Origin of the sequence: Actinomadura vinacea (assembly GCF_039532545.1) — a bacterium.
GTDB classification, from domain to species: Bacteria; Actinomycetota; Actinomycetes; order Streptosporangiales; family Streptosporangiaceae; genus Spirillospora; species Spirillospora vinacea.
Genome location: NZ_BAAARW010000024.1, coordinates 128,061 through 147,058, shown reverse-complemented (window position 1 = coordinate 147,058; position 18,998 = coordinate 128,061). Strand labels below are relative to the sequence as shown.

The following is an 18,998-nucleotide window of genomic DNA, read 5'->3' as shown; positions in this document are numbered from 1 at the left end:
CAACGGTCGACATGCTGCACAAGTATCCCCGGACCCGGCATATCGAGGGTTCCCGGTTCCAGACCGGCGACCACGATCTGGCCGCGGTTCCCTTCCGGGACGTCGCCGGGCGGTACCTGGTGGTCGAGGAGAAGCTGGACGGCGCCAACTGCGGCATCAGCTTCACCGCCGGCGGGGAGCTGCGCCTGCAGAGCCGCGGCCACTTCCTCACCGGCGGCCCGCGCGAGCGGCATTTCGCCCCGCTCAAGGCATGGGCCGCGACCGTCCAGCACGCGCTGTGGCCGCGGCTGGGCGACCGCTACGTGATGTACGGCGAGTGGCTGTACGCCAAGCACACCATGTTCTACGACGCCCTCCCCCACTATTTCTGCGAGTTCGACGTGCTGGACCAGCGGGACGGGACGTTCCTGTCCACCGAGCGCCGCCGCGACCTCCTGCAGGGGACGCCGGTGGTGTCGGTGCCCGTCCTGCACGAGGGCCGGCTGGACGGTCTCCGGTCGCTCGTCGCCCTCGCCGGGCCGTCCACGTGCCGAACGGCGCGCTGGCGGGACGCGCTGCGGGAGGCGGCCGCCGGCGGCGGCGCCGATCCCGGCCGGGTGGCCGCCGAGACCGACGCGGCCGAGGAGATGGAGGGCCTCTACATCAAGGTCGAGGAGGACGGGCGGACGGTGGACCGGCTCAAGTGGGTGCGGCCGAGCTTCCTGAACGCCATCCTCGACTCGGGCACGCACTGGCTGGACCGGCCGATCGTCGCCAACGGGCTGGCCGACCCGGAGGTGCTGTATGCGGGTGTTTGAGGAGCTGTGCCCGGCGCCGCCGCACTGGCGGGTGCCGTGGCCGGAGATCCGCGAGGCGTTCGCGTGGGTGCGGGCGCTGGCGGGCGTGCCGCAGGACGCGCTGCACCACGCCGAGGGCGACGCCGAGGTGCACACGCGGATGGCGTGCGAGGCGCTGGCCGCGATGCCGCGGTGGCGGGAGCGTCCGGCCGACGAGCGGGTGCGGCTGTTCACGACGGTGCTGATGCACGACATCGCCAAGCCGTACTGCACCAGGACCGAGGACGACGGGCGGATCACCGCGCACGGCCATTCGCGGCGCGGCGACCTGATGGTGCGGCGGATCCTGTGGGAGCTGGGCGCGCCGGTGCCCTGGCGTGAGCACGTGGCGGCGCTGGTGCGCCACCACCAGGTGCCGTTCTGGGCGCTGGAGCGCCCCGACCTGCAGCAGATCGCGTTCCGGGTGAGCCTGCTGGCGCGCAACGACGACCTGGTGCTGCTGGCGAGCGCCGACATCCTGGGACGCGTCTGCGGCGATGCCGAGGAACTGCTGGAGAACGTGGCGCTGTACGGGGAGTACTGCGCCGAGCAGGAGTGCCTGGACGCACCGCGCCGCTTCCCCTCCGACCACGCTCGATTCTGGTATTTCCGCAAGCCGGGCCGTGACCCCGGCTACGCGGCCTACGACGACACGCGGCTCGCGGTGACGGTGCTGTCGGGGCTGCCGGGGGTGGGCAAGGACCACTGGATCACCGAGCACCGGCCCGATCTTCCGGTGGTGAGCCTGGACCGGATCCGCGCGGAGCTGGGGGTGCCGCCGTCCGGCGACCAGCGACCGGTGGCGGCGGCCGCCCACGAGCAGGCGCGCGAGCATCTGCGGGCGGGGCGGTCGTTCGTGTGGAACGCCACCAACGTCTCGCGGATGCTGCGCGAGCAGTGCACGGGGCTGATCGCCGACTACCGGGGCCGGATCGAGCTGGTCGCGCTGGAGGCCCCGCCGGAGGTGATCGGGCGGCGCAACCGCTCGCGTCCCGCGCCGGTGCCGGACGCGGTGATCGACCGTCTCGTGCGGCGCTGGGAGACCCCGGACCCGACCGAGGCGCACCACGTCCGGTGGCTGTCGACGGCCTGACCGCCGGTGGTGGTGAAGGCGTTGATCGTCATGACAACGGAGTGTGCCGGTCGGCCACCGCGGGTGACAACACGGGCCGGACGGCCGGAGGATAGGCTGCGATCATGACCGCCGCGCCCCACGTCTCCCCTCCCCCGCGCCCGGCGGTGTAGATGACCTTGGCGGCGCCGCCGGGGCCGCGGAGGCCCCTGGACGCGACCGGGATCGCCGGGCTGGTGGTCGGGCGCGAGGTGTCGGCGGTCGAGATCGTCCAGGCCGCGCTGGCGCGGCTGGAGGCGGTCGATCCGGAGTTGCGCGCTTTCACCGAGGTGTGGCCGGAGCGGGCCCTGGAGTCGGCCCGCGCGGTCGACCGGTCGGTGGCGCGCGGCGAGCGGCCGCGCCTGGCCGGGGTGCCGATCGGAGTGAAGGCGTGGACGCGCTCGCAGGCCCGGCAGACCGCGCGGCTCGAGCGCGAGGGCTGCGTCGTGCTCGGACTGACCTCCGTGCCGCTCGCGCACACCGGATGGCAGACCTGGGGCCACACCGACCGCGGGCCGACGGCCAACCCCTGGCGGGCGGACCGCACACCGGGAGGATCGTCGGCGGGGTCGGCCGCGGCGGTCGCGGCCGGGATCGTGCCACTGGCCACCGGCAGCGACGGTGCGGGGTCGCTGCGGATACCGGCGGCCTGGTGCGGCGTGGTCGGGCTCAAACCCACCAACCGGCTCCTGCCGGCTCTGGACCGTTCCGGCCTGGCGGCGCTGGGCGCGGTGACCGGAACCGCCCGGGACGCCGCCCTGCATCTGTCGCTCATGCTCGGCGAGGAGTTCCGCGCCGACGCCGAGGGACCGCCCTTGCGCGCGGCGTGGTCGGCCTCGCTCGGATACGCCGAGGTCGATCGCGAGCAGGCGGCGGCCGCCCGGGCCGCCGCGCGGCGGCTGGAGGAAGCGGGGGTGATCTCGCTCGGGCCGGACGAGCCGTGCCTGCTGAACCCCGAGCCGGTGTGGCGCGCCCTGCGGGGCGGGGACCCGGATCCTGACGCCGAGCGTGTCCGCCGCGCCAACGACGACCGGCTGGCGGCGTTGTTCGGGAAGGCGGACGTGCTGCTGACCCCGGCCACGCCCACCGCCCCGCATGGTCACGACGGGCCCGGCGAGGCGATGTCGGTCGCCCTGACTTGGGCGTTCAACGTCAGCGGCCATCCGGCGGTCACCGTCCCGGCGGGACTCGGCGCCGACGGCCTCCCGGTCGGGCTGCAGGCCGTCGCGGCGCCCGGCCGCGAAGCGCCGCTGCTGCGCGTCGCCGCCGCTCTGGAAGCGGTTGCGCCCCCGCCCCGCCCCGCCACCGCGGTCCCGCCCGCACCGTGATCACGGCTGGGTTCGGTCCGCTCGCTCGGGAACAGCCCCCGCGCGGTGACGGCCCGGAGGGCCGCTTTGAGCAGCCGCCCGCATCCCGGACGGCCGCGCGAGACAGTCCCCGGCGCGCGGCCGTTCTTCCGGATCAGGCGGTGATGAGGCCCTGGACCAGGGTGCGGTACTCGTCCTTCATGGGCAGCTCGCGTTCGACGCGGACGCGGCGGCGGGTGGCGGTGACGTCGACGCCGCGCACGGGGTCGTGCCCGGTCTTCTCGTAGGTCTCCCACCACAGGCCGACGCCGCGGCGCTGCCAAGCGGGAAGGTCGTTGAAGTTGATCCCGCGCGCGTACAGCAGCTCGTTCTTGTCCGGAACGCTCGCGCGGTCCAGCTGGCGGGTGGCCTGCCGGGCGGTCCGGCCCTCGTGCCGCAGCGTCCAGTAGCACCAGCCGTTGAGGGAGCAGCGGGCCGCGTCGGCCTGCCGCCAGGACAGGTAGTCGACCACGTCGGCGTCGCCGGCGCCCATCCACACGCGGGCGTCGAAGGCGACCGGCTCGCCGGCGGCGTGGGTGAAGGCGGCAGAGGCGGTCCCGGCCGCGATCGACACCAGCTTCTCCACCTCGCGGCCGAACATGTCGAAGGACGGGTCGAGCACCAGGGAGATCTCGTCGCTCTCGGTGTAGGCGTAGCGTCCGGAGAACTCGGTGAGCAGGGTCCGCGCGGTGTCGGTCATCAGGTCGCCGAAGCGCGCGTCGAAGGGCTTGTCGAAGCGCTCCTCGGTGTAGCGGGAGAAGCCGCGGCCGTCCACGCGCACGACGGCCCACGCTCCCGGCAGCAGCGTCAGCGTGTGGAACCACTCCCGCTCCCGCATCCGCGACTCAAGGTCCCTCAGCCGCACGTCCGGTCCCTTCCTGCCCGTCACGGGCACGGTCGATGGGGGTGACGGCGAAACCGCCCGCGCCGTCGGGCCGGACGGCGCGCAGCACGTCGAACCCGTCGGCGTGCCGCGGCTCGCGCAGTCGCTTGAGGGTGGCATAGATCCCGACGTCGGGCACCCGGATTTCCGCTGGACGGGCGGCGTTCCGCCCGAGGGCGGCGGGCACGTCCGGCGGGAACCAGTACCCGGTGATCCGGGCGCCGTGGCGGCGGCCGGCCTCTATCAGGGGGCGCCATTCCTCGGGCGAGGGGTTGGTGTTGTCGACGGCCACGTCGCGTCCCGCCCCCAGGGCCTCGGCGATGAGCCGGAGCTGCCGCGCCTGCTTGCGTCGCGAGGAGCGGCCGAACAGGTCCTTGCTGACGTGGACATGCGTGGCCGCCAGGTGCCGCCGGTAGAAGGTGGTCTTGCCCGATGCCTGCAGCCCGATCAGGATCGCCAGTTCCACGCGTGCTCCCTCACAGCATTCGGCGCCGGCACGCACGGACATCGTAGGTGTCCGCGCCGGGCCGCCCGCGGTCAGGGGGCGGTGAAGGTGCAGGGCAGCCGCTTATAGCCGTTGATGAAGTTGGAGGTCAGGCGGTCGGGCTCGCCCTCGGCGCGCAGGTCGGGCAGCCGGGTGAACAGTTCCCGGAACATCACGGTGATCTCGCGGCGGGCCAGGTTGGCGCCCAGGCAGAAGTGCGGGCCGGGGCCGCCGAAACCGACGTGGGGGTTGGGCGAGCGGGTGATGTCGAAGGCGTCGGGGTCGTCGAAGACGCTCTCGTCGCGGTTGGCCGAGTTGTAGAACAGCATGACCTTGTCGCCTTCGCGGTAGGTGTGGCCGTTCATCTCGTGGTCGCGGGTGAGGTTGCGGCGGAAGCAGATGACGGGAGTGGACATCCGGACGATCTCCTCGACGGCGCCGGCGATGCGGCCGTCGAAGTCCTCCATGAGCAGTTCGCGCTGGCCGGGGTTGTCGGTGAACAGTTTGAGCCCGTGCGCGATCGCGGTGCGGGTGGTCTCGTTGCCGGCCACCACCAGCAGCAGGAAGAAGGTGCCGAACTCCTTGGTGGTGAGCTTCTCGCCGTCGACGTTGGCGTTGACCAGCGCCGAGGTGAGGTCGCCGGTGGGCGCGGCGACCCGTTCGCGGCCCAGCCTGGCGGCGAGCCGGTGCAGGTCGCGGCCGGCAAGCGCGACCTTGGCCAGGCCCAGGCCGGTGCGCAGGCGGCCCATCTCGGGCGTGATGCCGGTGTACTCGGCGTCGGAGTTGCCCAGCACGATGTTGGTCAGCCGCAGCACGCGCGGGTAGAGGTCGTCGGGGATGCCGAGCATGTCGCAGATGATCTCGACGGGCAGCCGGACGGCGGCCTTGGCCACGAAGTCGCCGGGACCGGAGGCGATCAGCTCGTCGACGATCCGGGTGGCGCGGGCCTGCACGTCGTTCTCGGTCTTGGCGAGCATCTTGGGGCTGAACGCCCGGGACACGATCCGGCGGATCTTGGCGTGCCGCGGATCGTCCATGTTGATCATCGAGTCGACGTAGCGCTGCAGCCAGCTGGGGGAATCGATGACGCTGGTGGCGTTGGGCTCGCTGCTGAAGATCTGCGGGTTGCGGCTGGCCTCCATGACGTCGGCGTGCCGGACCAGGGCCCAGTAGCCCGGGCCGCGCTTGGTGAAGGGCACGGGCGGGTCGGGGTAGAAGCGCGGAGCGGGCTCGGCGCGCAGCCGGGCGAACGCGGCGGCGCGCTCGTCCAGCGGACGCTGCCAGAAGCGCAGGTCGTTCAGGTCGATGCCGTCGCCTAGCGCGCTCCCCCGCTGGATGGCCACCACCGCGTCACCTTCCGTCGTTCCGTACCCCCCAGCTTTGGATAAGTGCCCGGTTACAGTCAATGCCCGCGGCGTTCCTGTGAGCCGGCACACACCGGCGCTCACCCGGTGGCGTCGTCCTGCCGGTCGCGCTGGCGCTCCTGTTCCTGCTCCTGGACCTTGGTCATGATCGCCTGCGTGGTGGCGCCGATGAAGGTCTCGCGGTTGTCGGCGGCCCAGTCGCGGCTGGCGGCCAGGGGTTCGGCGGTGCCCTGGAAGACGGGGGCGACGTAGCGGGAGAACAGTTCGTAGGAGCGGCGGGTGGGTTCGGTGTCGGCCCAGTCGTGGGCCATCAGCAGGTAGGCGCCGAACCCGCCGGACTGGTCGGCCAGCCGCTGGATCTGCGCGATCGCGTCGTCGGGCGTGCCGATGACGCCCATGCCGGTGGCGTTGACGGCCTCCACCAGGGTGTCGGGGTCGTCGGCGTCGGGGGCGATGGGCAGCGCGGCGACCTTCTGGAAGTAGGCGACCCAGTCGGCCAGGCCGAAGGCCACGTCGCGGGCGGCCTGCTCGCGCGTCTCGGCCAGGTGCATGGGGCCGACCAGGCGCCAGTCGCGGCGCTCGGCGGTGTTGCCGTATTTGGCGGCGCGCTCTTCCATTACGCCCCAGTGGTAGCCGAGCGCGTCGAACCCCGCGGTCTGGGTGGCGCCGAGGGAGAGCAGGCCGCAGCCGTAGCGTCCGGCGGCGCGCGGGCCGGAGGGCGAGACCATCGCGGCGACCGCCACCTCCAGGTCGCCGCCGTAGGGGCGCATCTGGAGGCGGGCGTCGCGCAGTTCGAACCAGTCGGTCTTGCGGGTGACGGGCTCATGCCCGCGCAGCAGCGCCAGGATGGCCTCCAGTGCCTCCTCCATCATGTCGCGCTGGTGGGCGACCTCGATGCCCATCATGTAGGCGTCGGAGGGCAGCGCGCCCGGGCCGGCGCCGAGCATGACGCGGCCGCGGGTGAGGTGGGACAGCAGCACCATCCGGTCGGCGAGCATGAGCGGCTGGTGGTAGGGCAGGGACGAGACCCCGGTGCCCAGCCGCAGGTGGCGGGTGCGTTCGGCGGCGACGGCGATGAACACCTCCGGGGAGGCGATGATCTCGTGGCCGGCGGAGTGGTGCTCGCCGATCCAGGCCTCGTCGAAGCCCAGCCGGTCCAGGTGGACCAGCAGGTCCAGATCGCGTTCGAGCGCGAGGGTGGGGTTCTGCCCGCAGGGATGGAACGGGGCGAGGAAGACGCCGAAGCGCCGCGGTCCGCCGGGGATGGGAGTGCGCATCAGTGGCCCCTGTCCGGAAGGGAACGGTGAACTAGAACACGTTCTACACGTGCCTACCACAGGAGCGCCATAGGGAGGGGGAGGCCGGGCCCGGCTCGGGTGCCGCCTTCCCCGGAGCCCGGCCGCGGCCGCTGAGCCGGTGCCGTGTGCCGCGTCGGGGGAAGGGGCGGGACGGGCGGCCGGCGCTTCGTCAGGATCAGGTTCGTGTTCGAGCACGACGTGCCTGATCTGGCATCAGGTGTCTTCCTGACGTGCCCGGCACAGTTCCCGCGCAGCTTCGATTGAAGTGGTCCGACCTGCCCTGAGGCAACCCCTTTTCTCTGGGCCGGCCCCTTTTCAGGCGTGGGCGAACAGGGAGGCGTAGACGGCGCGGTCGCCGTCGGTGACGATCTGCCCGGCCAGATGCGGTCCGGTGACGGTCGACAGCCGCAGGCTCAGGTAGCGCTCCTCCTCGACGGTGCGGACCGGGCCGGTGGGGGTGGCGGCGAGCCAGTCGGCGATCTCGGCGATCCGGGCGGCGCGGTCGTGGTCGAGGGCGGCGCGCAGCTCGCGCAGGTCGCGCGCCTCGAACGCCTCGAACGGCTCGGACGGCTCGGACGGCTCGAACGGCTCGGACCGCCCGTCCTGCTCGGGCCGCCGCCCGCCGGAGGCGTCCGCGCCGCTGCCGGCGCCGGGGTGGGCGTACCAGGCGGCGACGCCGTAGGCGAAGGAGACCAGGGGCGTCCAGATCTCGGCGAAGTAGCGCGGGTCGGGGGCCAGTTCGAGGCCGGCGAAGCGCCCGTCGACGAAGAACAGCGCGCCCAGCTGGCCGGGCTGCAGTTCCAGGCGGCTCTGGAACTGGGTGAGGACTGCCCGGCGCCGCGAAAGGATCTGCTCGAGGTGGCCGCGGCGGGGCAGGCCGTAGCGGCGGTTGAGCGCGGCGATGTCGTCCCAGAGCTTGGCGTAGTCGGGCACGCCGCGCAGTTCCAGGGCGCGGGCGCGCAGTTCCAGCGGGAGGATGAAGAACCACTGGTCGCGTTCGGCGAGGTAGCCGCCCTGGCTCTGCTGGACGCAGCAGGCGTCCTCGAACATCAGCGTCTGCCCGGCGGCCAGGAACGCCGAGCGGCACAGGGCGTGGTTCTGCGCGGCGTCCTGGACGTGGCCCATGTGCAGCGGGACGATCGCCACACCCTGCTCGGCGCCGTTGCGCAGTTCGACGCGGCCGTATCCGGCGACGCGGGTGAGCTTGAGGCCGGTGCGGGGCGGGACGATACCGGGGTAGGCCGGACCGCTGATGGGGACCATGGTGAGGGCGCCGGCGCGCTGGGGCGTGCCCAGGCGGTGCCCGGCCAGGCTGAGCGGGCCCGGCACGAGGGTGTCGAGCGTGGTGACGTCGCTCATCGGGGTGTCCCTCTCCTCTGGGGCGGGCTCAGGCGGCCCGGGCAAGGCCGGCGGCGCGGTGGTCGAGCAGGTCCAGGCGGGCGCGCAGGGCGGCGCGCAGCCAGGGTTCGCCGGCCGCGCAGTGCCCGAACATCCAGGGCAGCAGTTCGGCGAAGTCGTCCTGGTGCCAGAAGCCGCGTTCCGGCAGTGCTGGGGCGGGGCGGCGAAGCGTGAGGTCGTCGCTGCCGGTGAACATGGCGTGGCAGAACACCACGGGGGTGGTGATGCCGGCGCGGGGCAGGGTGGCCACAACGCGGGCCAGGTCGCCGGGGAAGAGGTTCTCGTAGCCGTCGGAGATGACGGCGACCAGGTCGGGGTCGGTGCCCAGGGCGTCCAGGACGCCCATGGCCAGGTCGGTGGGGCCGCGCGGGACGCGCTCGTCGCCGCCGACCTCGATGACCTCCAGGCGGGCGCAGACCTCCGAAAGGACCATGCGCAGCGCGGCGGCCTGCGACAGGACCGCCCATTCCCGGTCGCCGTAGCCGCGCATGGACGCCGAGGCGTCCAGGACCAGCGCGAGCGTGCCCTCGAAGCGGGGGAAGGCGCCTGCGACGGCGCCGATGTAGCCGCCCAGCGCCACGTACAGGTCCTCGGCGGGGCCTCCGCGGTAGAGGTGGACGAGGGTGGCCGCGATGTCGCCGCGGTTGGTGGCTGTGACGGTCTGCGGGCGTTCGCGGACGGCGTCGATGGTCAGCGGGGGCTCGTACGGCCCGCTGGGGACGGCGCCGGCGGCGTCGCCGTTGCCCGCGGCGCCCGGCGGTGCGGAGGCCTCCTGCGGCGCCGGCTCGTCCGTCGCCGCGTCGGCCGCCTCGTACAGCGCGGTGACACGGGGCAGGGCGGCGTGCGGTGCGGTGAGGAAGCGCAGGAGGCGGCGCTGGAGGTAGTCCGAGCCGGTGTCGCCGTCGGCGATGCGGCGGGCGCAGCCGCGGGCGGTGGCCTTGCCGAGGGCGTGTTCGAAGCAGTCGAGCAGGGCGGGGCGGCGGGCGGCGATGAGGGCGTCGGCGTGGGGGTGCTCCAGGACGAAACGCAGTGCGGTCCGGGTGGTGTGCTTGTGGTTGGCGCGCAGCCGCCGCAGCGCGAGCAGGACGGTGATGACCTGCGCGGGAGGAAGCGCGAGGGTGAGCACGCGGGCGGTCTTGGCCAGGGTGGCGCGGGTGGTGTCGTCCAGGCCGGCCTGGGAGGCGGCCAGGATCTGCAGCAGTACCCGCGCGCGCTGCCAGGACCGCACGCCGGGGGCCAGGCCGAGCAGTGCGTAGCCCTCGGGGTCGTCGGTGTAGGCGGCGCGGTGGAAGTCCGCGTCGTCCCAGCGCAGGGTGCCGCCCCGGGGCAGCGTCAGGGGCGGGGTGCGCGTCTCCAGATGGGTGAGGAGCGTGGGGGTGTCCATGATTGTTCGCCTCCGCAATCATGGAGTCTAGGAATCGCGGCGAGTGCCCCGACACTCATTTTTCGCCGGGCGCGTCTTCCTCGCCGGGGCGGCCGGGCTTGACCGCGTAGTCGCCGATGCCGTGTTCCAGCAGGTCGTAGACGCGGTCGACGGCGGCGTACACCTCCGCGCGCATCTCCTGCAGGCTCTGCCCGGCCAGTTTGCGCCCGACGATCTCGTTGATGAGGGTGGTCTGCGCGGAGAAGATCATCGCGGCGGCCATGCGCGGGGCCAGGTCGTCGGGTCCGGCGCCGGTCTCCTCGGCCAGCCGCCCGGCCAGCTCGTCCTGGGCGCGCTGGCCGATCTCGCGCTGCCGGGCGGTGAGGGCGGGGCTGTCCATGACGGTCTTGGCCCAGGTCTCGGCGCCTTCGTGGAAGGCGGTCTGGTGGGCGTTGCGGTCCAGGCCCTCCAGGAACTCGCGGCGGAACAGCGCCGCGGCGGACTCGCCGGGACGCCGTTCCTGGAAGGCGCGGGCGGCCTGCTCGGAGATCTCCTCCTGCCGGTCGAAGAACAGGTCTTCCTTGGTCTTGAAGTAGTTGAAGACCGTGTTGACCGAAACGTCGGCGGTGCGGGCGACGTCGGCGATGGTGACGTTGTCGAAGCCGCGCATCAGGAACAGTCCGGTGGCGATGTCGGAGATGCGGCGCCTGGTCTCCTGCTTCTTGCGCTCGCGCAGTCCCAGCTCACGACCCGGTCCGCTGTCCCGTACCCCGTCTCGGTCGATGGCCCGCTCCGTCATGGGAGGAATTCTAGCCGAGCCTGGAGCCACTCGAAATTTGGAGTCACTTAAACTTTGTGGTTACTCTAACGGCCATCCGAGAAGGAGGCTGCTGTGATCGAGGCACGCGGGCTGGCCCGCACGTTCACCACCAAGCACGGCACCGTCGAGGCGGTGCGCGGCGTCGACCTGGACGTCGGGCAGGGCGAGATCGTGGGGTTCCTGGGCCCCAACGGGGCGGGCAAGAGCACGACGCTGCGGATGCTGACCACGCTGCTGGCGCCCACCGCCGGGACGGCCACCGTGGCGGGGCGGGACCTGCGCGCCGACCCGGCGGGCGTGCGCCGCCGCATCGGCTATGTCGGGCAGTCCGGGGGCACCGACCCCACCGTCCCGGCCGGTGAGGAGCTGCGGCTGCAGGCCGACCTGTACGGGGTGCCCGGCGCGGCCGGGCGCATCGCCGACCTGTGCGCCCGCCTGGACCTGGAGGGGCTGGAGCGGCGGCCGGCGGGCTCGCTGTCGGGCGGGCAGCGCCGCCGGCTGGACATCGCTCTGGGGCTGGTGCACCGTCCGCCACTGCTGTTCCTGGACGAGCCGACCACGGGCCTGGACCCGCAGAGCCGCGGCAACCTGTGGGACCACATCCAGCGGATGCGCGGCGAGGACGGCACCACCGTCTTCCTCACCACGCACTACCTGGACGAGGCCGACGCCCTGTGCGACCGCATCCTCATCATCGACCACGGCCGCATCGTCGCCGAGGGGACGCCGGCCGAACTGAAGCGCCGCGTCTCCGGCGACGTGATCACCTTCGAGCCGGCCGGGGGCGAGGCCGAGGCGGTCCGCGCCCGCCAGGTGCTGGCGGACCGGACGGAGGTCCGCGAGGCGCGGGCGGCGGGGCCGCTGCTCCGGCTGACCGTCGAGGACGGCGACAAGGCACTCATGGAACTGGTGCGGGCGCTGGACGCGGCGGGGGTGGAGGTGGCCTCGATGCGCCTGGCGCGTCCCACGCTCGACGACGTGTTCCTCACCGTCACCGGCCGCTCGCTGCGCGACGAGCCCGCAGCCTGACCCGGCCCCGCTCCCCCGGGCCCCATTTCTCAGTCACTTCGTCCAGGAGGTTCCCATGCGCGTCATACGCGACTCACTGCTGATCTTCCGCCGGTACCTGCGGCAGACGCTGCGCAGCACGGTGACGATCGTCTTCGGCCTGCTGCAGCCGCTGCTGTACATGGTGTTCTTCGGACCGCTGCTGACCCGGATGACGGAGGTCCGCGGCTTCGGCGGCGACGCCTGGCAGGTGCTGGTTCCCGGCATCCTGGTCCAACTGGCCCTGTTCGGCGCGGGCTTCGTGGGATTCGGGCTGATCGCCGACCTGCGCTCGGGCGTGGTGGAGCGGCTGCGGGTCACCCCGGTCAGCCGGACGGCGCTGCTGCTGGGCCGGGTCATGCGCGACACGCTCGTGCTGGCGGTGCAGGCCGCGATGCTGCTGGCGGCCGGGCTGGCGCTGGGGCTGCGGGCACCGGTGGGCGGCCTGCTGATCGGGCTGGCGTTGGTGGTGCTGCTGTCGGTCGGCGTCGCCGCGCTGTCGTACGTGCTGGCGATGATGACGCGCAGCGAGGACGCGTTCGCGCCGCTGCTGTCGACGTTGACGCTTCCGCTGATGCTGCTGTCGGGGATGCTGCTGCCGATGACGATGGCGCCGGGCTGGCTGGACGCGGTGTCGCGGGCGACCCCGTTCCGGTACGTGGTGGACGCGGTCCGCGCGGCGTTCACCGGCGACTACGCCGGCGGGGCGGTACTGCGGGGCGCGGCGGTGACGCTGGTGCTGGTGGCGGCGTCGCTCGCCCTTGGCGCCCTGCGGTTCCGTCGCGAGAACGCCTGAACGGCGCGCCCGGGGTCAGCGGGGTGTGAGGGCGGGGGCGGGTGCCTGCGGGGGCGCGAGGTCGGGGGCGCGGTCGATGACCGCGCGCTGGGCGATGAACGCCCCGGTGAGCACCACGACCCCGCCCGCGGTCTGGACGAGCGTGAGCCGTTCGCCGAGCGCGGCCCAGGCGATGAGCGTGGCCGCGACCGCCTCGGTGTAGCAGATGGCGCCGGCGACCTGGGCCGACAGGCGCTGCACGCCGGCGACGCCGGTGAGGTAGGCGGCGACGGTGCTGACCAGGATGATCCAGGCGGCCAGTGCCCACCCGGGCGCGGTGTGGCCGCCGACGGCGACGGCGTCGGGTAGCACGTTCCAGGGCAGTGCCCAGGGCGCGGCCAGGAGGGTGAGCGCGGCGGCGCCGACCACGCTCCCGACGGCGGTCATGGCGAGCGGGTCGACGTCGCCGGTGAGCCGGTCGATGATGAGGAAGTAGGCGGCCTGGCAGGCGGCGGCGCCGAGCCCGGCGGCCAGGCCCAGGGCGTCCAGCCGCAGGCCGTCCCAGACCTGCACGACCATCGCCAGGCCGGTGACCGCGACGGCGACGCCCAGCGCGGCGGTGCGGTGCACGGGGGTGCGCCGCACCAGCCGCAGCCAGGCCAGCACCATGACCGGCCCGGTGAACTCCAGCAGGATCGCGATGCCGACCGGCAGCCGGGAGGCGGCGACGAAGTAGAAGGCCTGGCAGCCGGCGACGCCGGCCAGCCCGTACATCGTGAGCCTGGGCAGGTGGGGGCGCAGGGCGCGGACGGCGGCCGGGCCGCGCAGCAGGAGCACCAGCGGCACCAGCACCAGGGCGGCGCCGGCGATGCGCAGCCAGACCGCCTGCAGGGGGCTCATCCCCGCGTTGATGAGGGCCTTGCCGAACGGGCCCGAGGCGCCGAAGCAGATCGAGGAGATCACCGCGAAGCCCAGCCCGGTGGCCCTGGTGCGCGCCGCCTGGTCCATACCCGTCCTCCGCCGCATGAAGGGGTCCCCCTATTCAGGAGCATCTTGGCATAACGCTCATTACAGGTCGATGGGCGGGCCGTTTCGGCGAGCGTCCGGGATCTCTCGGCGACCACGCGGAAGGCCCCAGGGGCGGGCGCGGCGGAAGGCTCCGCGAAGGGCGCGGTGTGTTGCCGTATCGATGCCGGGCCGGGGGCGGTTAAGGACTACCATTCGCACGGTGAGCTGGCAGGCGGCCGGGGCGGGACCCGGCGGAAGCGGGGGCGGGACGGCCACCGGTGATCTTTTCACCGCGGTCGAGGGCAACGTCCGGGAACTGGTGAACTCGGCGTGGTGGCGGTCCGCCCCGCCTCAGCAGCGCGCGGAGCAGGTGGTCGCGCGGATGCTGTGGGGGGCCAGCGAGTGGTGGCTGTACGGCGCGTGGGGCCGCTGGTACCGGTGCGGCCTGGACGGCAACTGGCATCCCTGCCCTCCCCCGGCCGATCCCGCCGACCGGTCCGCCGTCGTCCCGGCGCCGCGCGGGGCGGGCACGCCCCCGGTACCGCCGCAGATGTTCCCCACCGGGCCGGACCTGGAGGCGGGGCGGGTCGCCTCGCTGGGGTTCCTGGGCCCGGTGCCCGAGACGGCGGTGGTGGCGCGCATCCAGCAGGCGCTGACGACGGCGTGGGCGGTGAACCCGGCGCAGTTCGCCCAGCAGGACCCGATGTTCCAGCCGGGCACGCCCAGCACGGTCGCGGCCGCCTGGGGCGCGCTGCTGTGGTGCGCGGGGTCGCCGGTGGTGCTGATCGAGCATCCGCTGATCGAGTCGTTCATCCCGTTCCTGACCACCCCGGCCGAGCGGCTGCACTGGATGATGCCGCCCGACTTCAGCACGCTCGCCGGCTACTACATCAACCGGCTGCTGGCCGGCGACGGCGGCGGCGCGGCGCACATCGCCCGGGTCATGTACGAGGTCGCGGCGGGCTTGCAGGGCGACGCGCGGTTCCGGCCGGGCGCCGACGCGCTGGCGGCGGTGACGGCGGCGTCGCTGCGGCTGGTGCAGCAGGACATCGCCACCGCCCGTTACGGCCCGGCGGCGGTGCTGCAGGAGTGGCGGCGACGCTGCCCGGCCGAGTACGCCACGCCGATGGTCCGCGACGCCGCGCCCGGCGAGTACCTCCGCCTGGCCCTGTACGACCTGCAGCAGATGGTGGCGGGCCTGACCGGGGCGCGGCAGGCCACCGGCGGGCGGCCGCACGACGAGGTGCGCCGGGCCGGGGTGGCGGTGCTGGCGGCCGACCTGCAGGGCGCGCCGAACGCGGTCCCGGCGCTGCAGCGCTGGCTGGATCCCGACAGCGCCCGCACGTTGCAGGCGGTGCTGACCGACGCCGCGCATCCGCTGCGGGATCTGTGGCCGCGCGAGGGCAGGCTGCCCGAGCCGCTGCGCACCGGCGACGCCGACGCGCTGGCCGGGCTGCTGGCCACCACCTACACGCTGGGGCTGACCTGGTGCAGGCTGGCGCAGGTGCCGCCGCCGTCGACGGGGTTCGCGCTGCCGCAGGCGATCGCGGCGGAGCTGACCAGCCCGGCGATGCACACCCCGCCGTCCACCGACGAGCTGAGCGCGTGGGACATCATCAAGGCGGCGCGGGCGCATCTGGCCTCCGAGCGGGATGCGCAGGCGCCCTCGCCGGCGCAGCCCGACGAGCCGGTGGCGCCCGCTCCGGCCCCGGGGCCGCCGGGTGCGTCCGGCGGTGCCGGGATGCCGTCCCCTCCCCCGGCGGCCGCGCCCGCGCCACCGCCGCAGGGGATGCTGGACGGCGGCGCGCCGGGCCCGGATCAGGGGCAGCCGGCGCACGGTGTCCCAGGAGTTCCGGGGGTGCCCGGCCAGGACGCGTTCAACGCCGGCCCCGGCGTTCCGGGCGCGCCGGGCGTGCCGGGACACGAGCCGGGCGGGGCGTTCGGGCCGTCGGCCCCGCCGCGGATCCCGCCGCCACCGCCGCCGCCCCTGCCCGAGGGGGCCGAACCGCGGCCCCAGCCCCACCAGGTGCTGCAGGGGCCGCCGGTTCCGCCACCGCCTCCGGTGATGCCACCGGCCCCGCCCACGGCGCCGGTGTGGCCGTCCGCCGACGATGCGGCAAGTCCTGGCGGTGCGGCGGGCGGGAGCGAGCCGGTCTGGCCGTCCGATCCGACGGTGACGCACATGGACCCCGACCCGCTGGCGACGCAACTGGACCCGGCGGCGGTCTCGCCGGGCCCGGCCGCGGCGGTGGCCGAGCCGTCGCTGCCCCCGCCGCCCGCGCCGGTGCCCGAGCCGCCGCCGCCCGTCCCGGCCGCGCCCGATCCGGGGCCCAGCCCGCAGGTGGCCGAGGCGTACGGGATCAGGTTCCTGTGCGGCGGCGACGACATCGAGCGCGTGGTGACCGAGGTGCGGCGCCGGGGCAAGTGGGCGCAGCGGCTGCGCGGGCAGGAGGTGTCCAGCGCGTCGGTCCCGGCGCTGCTGCTGATCGGCGGGCCGTCGTCGGGGCAGCGCCGGCTGGCGCGCATGGTCGCGCGGGCGTTGGCGGAGGTGGAGGTCTCCAGCGGCGAGGTGCGCGGCATGCATGCCGACGAGCTGCGCGACCGGGGCCCCGACGGGCTGCGCGCGGCGCTGGACGAGCACGCCGGGCACGTGCTGCTGCTGGAAGGCCTGGAGACGCTGATCCTGGACCATCCGCAGGGCGCCGGGTTCGCCTCGACGCTTTACCGGGCACGGCTGGAGGGCGTCAGCGACACCGCGCTGCTGGGCACCTGCGAGCCCGAGCGGGTCGGGGAGCTGTCGGCGGCCTCGCCGGAGCTGGTGACCGACCTGCGCGCGGTGCGGCTGCCCGATCTCTCCGAGCCCCGGGCGCGGCACGCGCTGCTGGAGCTTCTCGCCGAGGAGCGGCAGCTGCGGCTGGACGCCGGCGCGTGGCAGGCGGTGGACCGGGATCTGGCGGTGCTGCGGCCGCTGGGCCGGCTGACCGGGGCACGGCTGATCGAGGCCTACCTGGACCGCGCCGCGACCCGGCACCTGGGCCGCGCGGAGGCGACGCAGGCGATCGGGAACGCGGCGATGCTCTCGCTGACCGCCGGCGACTTCGAGGGCGTGGCCGCCCAACTCTCATGAAGCACAGCGGGGGGCCTGGCGCAGCGCCGCCCTGGCGCGCCGGTGACGTCAGGCTTGCCAAGGTCTGAACATTGTCGGTGGCGCGGGTCACCATGGTGGGCGTGAATCGCGTCGACCGGTTGCTGGCCCTTGTCGCCGAGCTGCGCGCCGCCTCCCCCGAGCCCCTGACCGCCGACGCCCTGGCCGGGCGGCTGGAGGTCAGCGGACGTACCGTCCGCCGTGATCTGGAGCTGCTGATCCACGGCGGGCTTCCGGTGCGGTCGGAGCGGGGGCGCGGCTATGCCCTGGCCTCCGGCGCGCCGCCGCCGGCGTTGTCGGAGGTGGCCTCGCTGATGGGGCCGGTGCACGACACCCTCGCCGAAGCGGTCCGCACCCGCCGGGTCGTGCGGCTGGCCTACACCGACCGGTCGGGCGGCCGCAGCTTCCGCGACGTGGAGGCGCACGGGCTGGTGGTCGCCCCCTATGCGGAGTACCTGGTGGGCTGGTGCCGGATGCGGGACGGGCCGCGGATGTTCCGGCTCGACCGGATCGGCGCGGCCTACCTGTCTGGGCGGGCGGCGGGTATGCGCGATCTGGACGATCTGCTGGCGGCGCTGCGGGTTCCGGTGCCGCGGCCGCGCGCGGAGGCGGCGCCGCGGGGCCCGGCCGGGGCGGCGCGTGCGCGCGCGTGGACGCTGGACCGGCTCGACCACGTGCGTGGCCGGTTGCGCGAGTCGGCCTCGCAGGTCCGGGCGGGCCGTGCGGGCACGGAGGGCGCCGAGGGCGCGGCGGCGCTGCGCGGGGTGCTGGGCCATCTGGCCGAGTGGACGCGGTGGCAGGTGGCGGCCGTGCGGGCCGCGGCGACCGGCGGGGCGCCGGTGTACGAGGGGCGCCGTCCCGATTTCCCGGCGGAGTTCGAGGGGGACCTGCCGTATGACACGCGGGAGCGGATGATCCAGGACGCGATGGCGTTGCGGTCGCTGGGCGAGCTGGCCCGCGATCTGCAGGAGGTGCTGGAGGCGGCGGGGCACTGGTGCGCCGATTCCGATGACGTGTTGTGGGAGGGCGAGTTCCCCGAGCCGAGCCCGTCGGGGGTGCCGGGTCCGGCGCGGCCATTGGCGGATCTGCTGGCGGGTTGGCGCGGTCCGCTGGCGCACATCGAGTGGCATCTGGACCGGCTGACCGATGAGCCGCCGTCGGTTCCGGTGGTGGACGGTGACGAGGAGGGTGACGAGGAGGAGGTATGGCTGACCGACCGCTGCCCTCTGCAGGTCTGAGAGACGGGTCCGGGCCGGTACGTGCCGGGCTGGGCGTCGGTGGCGGGCGGCGTGCGAAGCAGGGGTCAGGGTGAGGAGACCGAGGCGGCCTCGGCCGGAGGGACGTCGGTGGCGGTGTGGCGGCCGTCGACGGCGCTGAGGGCGCGGGAGAACCAGACCGTCTTGCCGCGGGCTTCGGGACGGGTGCCGAACGCGGTGGCCAGGGCGCCGACCAGCAGCAGGCCGCGGCCGTCCTCGGCCCATTCCAGGACGGCGTGCCCAGGGCCGGGCGGGGTGGGCGAGGCGGGGTGGTCGTCGCCGATCTCGGCGAGCAGCAGCGTGTCCTCCAGCCGCAGCCGGAGCCGGACCCCTCCCCGGCCGTGCACGATCGCGTTGGTGACCAGCTCGTCGACCATCAGGACGATGTCGTCGACGTCGCCCTGGTCGTTCACCCGCCATTCGCGCAGCGCCTGGCCGGTGAGGGCGCGCGCGGCGGCGGCGCTGCCCGGCTCGGCGGGCAGCTCCCAGGAGGCGGCCCGTTCGTCCTGCCGCCCTCGTCCTTCGACTCCCAGTCCGTTCGCGGTCAATGCCCCGTCTCCTCACATGGTGCCCGTTGCCGCAGGTCAGCGCGGCTACCTGGCATGTTCCCGGCCAGCGTCGCGCGATAGGGCCCCGTTCGCAGATCTGGCCGGACCGGGAGTTCCCCGTGCCGGTGCGGGTGAGGATGCTCGCACCCCGCCGCAACGGCCCTCCGCGGCCGGCCGGACGCGTCCGGCGGTGGCGGGGCGTCCGGGCCGATCTGGAACGGGGTCCATGGCTTTTCCCCGCGTCCATCACCAATCTGGACGCTTGCCCCGGGATGCCGGTGCACGGGCTCAGGGCAGACTAGCTCCGGGGACAGGTGATCGGAGACACACGGCTAGA

At 74.2% G+C, this 18,998-nt stretch carries 16 protein-coding genes; 7 read left to right on the top strand and 9 right to left on the bottom strand.

Translation table 11 applies throughout. From position 1 onward, the window contains the following. The first annotated feature begins 11 nt into the window (after positions 1 to 11). The 3 genes from ABD340_RS32040 (at position 12) to ABD340_RS32030 (ending at position 3,254) form a co-directional block, all read left to right on the top strand. Positions 12 to 797: an RNA ligase family protein gene (locus ABD340_RS32040; RefSeq protein ID WP_344594062.1), complete on the top strand. Its 786-nt coding sequence runs from the start codon at positions 12 to 14 to the stop codon at positions 795 to 797. Next, positions 784 to 1,908 carry an AAA family ATPase gene (locus ABD340_RS32035; RefSeq protein ID WP_344594061.1) on the top strand — a complete coding sequence of 375 codons (1,125 nt, stop codon included), beginning with the start codon at positions 784 to 786 and terminating at the stop codon, positions 1,906 to 1,908. Before ABD340_RS32040 ends, ABD340_RS32035 begins: the two co-directional genes overlap by 14 nt. Before the next feature lie 152 nt (positions 1,909 to 2,060). Continuing rightward, positions 2,061 to 3,254, top strand: coding sequence for an amidase (locus ABD340_RS32030; RefSeq protein ID WP_344594059.1), 1,194 nt, complete (start codon positions 2,061 to 2,063; stop codon positions 3,252 to 3,254). Between the two features lie 133 nt (positions 3,255 to 3,387). On the opposite strand, the gene ABD340_RS32025 is transcribed toward ABD340_RS32030, so the two are convergent. The 7 genes from ABD340_RS32025 to ABD340_RS31995 all read right to left on the bottom strand — a co-directional run bounded on the left by ABD340_RS32025 (position 3,388) and on the right by ABD340_RS31995 (position 10,861). Then, complete coding sequence (locus ABD340_RS32025; protein WP_344594058.1) at positions 3,388 to 4,137, bottom strand: tRNA(His) guanylyltransferase Thg1 family protein; 750 nt, start codon at positions 4,135 to 4,137, stop codon at positions 3,388 to 3,390. Then, positions 4,118 to 4,621, bottom strand: a complete 504-nt coding sequence (locus ABD340_RS32020; protein ID WP_344594057.1) for an AAA family ATPase — start codon at positions 4,619 to 4,621, stop codon at positions 4,118 to 4,120. The genes ABD340_RS32025 and ABD340_RS32020 overlap by 20 nt, the downstream gene beginning before the upstream one ends. Before the next feature lie 71 nt (positions 4,622 to 4,692). Then, complete coding sequence (locus ABD340_RS32015; protein WP_344594056.1) at positions 4,693 to 5,985, bottom strand: cytochrome P450; 1,293 nt, start codon at positions 5,983 to 5,985, stop codon at positions 4,693 to 4,695. A 98-nt stretch (positions 5,986 to 6,083) separates the two neighbouring features. Then, entirely contained in the window at positions 6,084 to 7,280 is a 1,197-nt protein-coding gene (locus ABD340_RS32010) for an LLM class flavin-dependent oxidoreductase (RefSeq protein WP_344594055.1), read from the bottom strand. Positions 7,281 to 7,616: 336 nt separating this feature from the next. Beyond that, entirely contained in the window at positions 7,617 to 8,660 is a 1,044-nt protein-coding gene (locus ABD340_RS32005) for an ARPP-1 family domain-containing protein (protein ID WP_344594053.1), read from the bottom strand. Between the two features lie 28 nt (positions 8,661 to 8,688). Next, on the bottom strand, positions 8,689 to 10,083 hold the full coding sequence (locus ABD340_RS32000) for a vWA domain-containing protein (RefSeq protein WP_344594051.1): 1,395 nt from the start codon (positions 10,081 to 10,083) through the stop codon (positions 8,689 to 8,691). Positions 10,084 to 10,138: 55 nt separating this feature from the next. Beyond that, on the bottom strand, positions 10,139 to 10,861 hold the full coding sequence (locus ABD340_RS31995) for a TetR/AcrR family transcriptional regulator (protein WP_344594050.1): 723 nt from the start codon (positions 10,859 to 10,861) through the stop codon (positions 10,139 to 10,141). A 93-nt stretch (positions 10,862 to 10,954) separates the two neighbouring features. Between ABD340_RS31995 and ABD340_RS31990 the strand changes: the two genes are divergently transcribed. Beyond that, positions 10,955 to 11,911: an ATP-binding cassette domain-containing protein gene (locus tag ABD340_RS31990; RefSeq protein ID WP_344594048.1), complete on the top strand. Its 957-nt coding sequence runs from the start codon at positions 10,955 to 10,957 to the stop codon at positions 11,909 to 11,911. A gap of 55 nt (positions 11,912 to 11,966) precedes the next feature. Beyond that, entirely contained in the window at positions 11,967 to 12,725 is a 759-nt protein-coding gene (locus tag ABD340_RS31985) for an ABC transporter permease (RefSeq protein ID WP_344594046.1), read from the top strand. A gap of 15 nt (positions 12,726 to 12,740) precedes the next feature. Here the strand turns inward: ABD340_RS31985 and ABD340_RS31980 are convergent, their stop codons facing one another. Further along, entirely contained in the window at positions 12,741 to 13,712 is a 972-nt protein-coding gene (locus ABD340_RS31980) for an EamA family transporter (RefSeq protein WP_344594045.1), read from the bottom strand. A gap of 220 nt (positions 13,713 to 13,932) precedes the next feature. On the opposite strand from ABD340_RS31980, the gene ABD340_RS31975 reads away from it, so the two are divergent. Then, a complete protein-coding gene (locus ABD340_RS31975; protein WP_344594044.1) occupies positions 13,933 to 16,839 on the top strand; it encodes a hypothetical protein in 2,907 nt (968 codons plus the stop codon). Positions 16,840 to 16,940: 101 nt separating this feature from the next. Further along, on the top strand, positions 16,941 to 18,095 hold the full coding sequence (locus ABD340_RS31970; RefSeq protein ID WP_344594042.1) for a helix-turn-helix transcriptional regulator: 1,155 nt from the start codon (positions 16,941 to 16,943) through the stop codon (positions 18,093 to 18,095). 65 nt (positions 18,096 to 18,160) lie between these two features. Here the strand turns inward: ABD340_RS31970 and ABD340_RS31965 are convergent, their stop codons facing one another. Then, on the bottom strand, positions 18,161 to 18,661 hold the full coding sequence (locus tag ABD340_RS31965; RefSeq protein WP_344594041.1) for an ATP-binding protein: 501 nt from the start codon (positions 18,659 to 18,661) through the stop codon (positions 18,161 to 18,163). Positions 18,662 to 18,998: the final 337 nt, after the last annotated feature.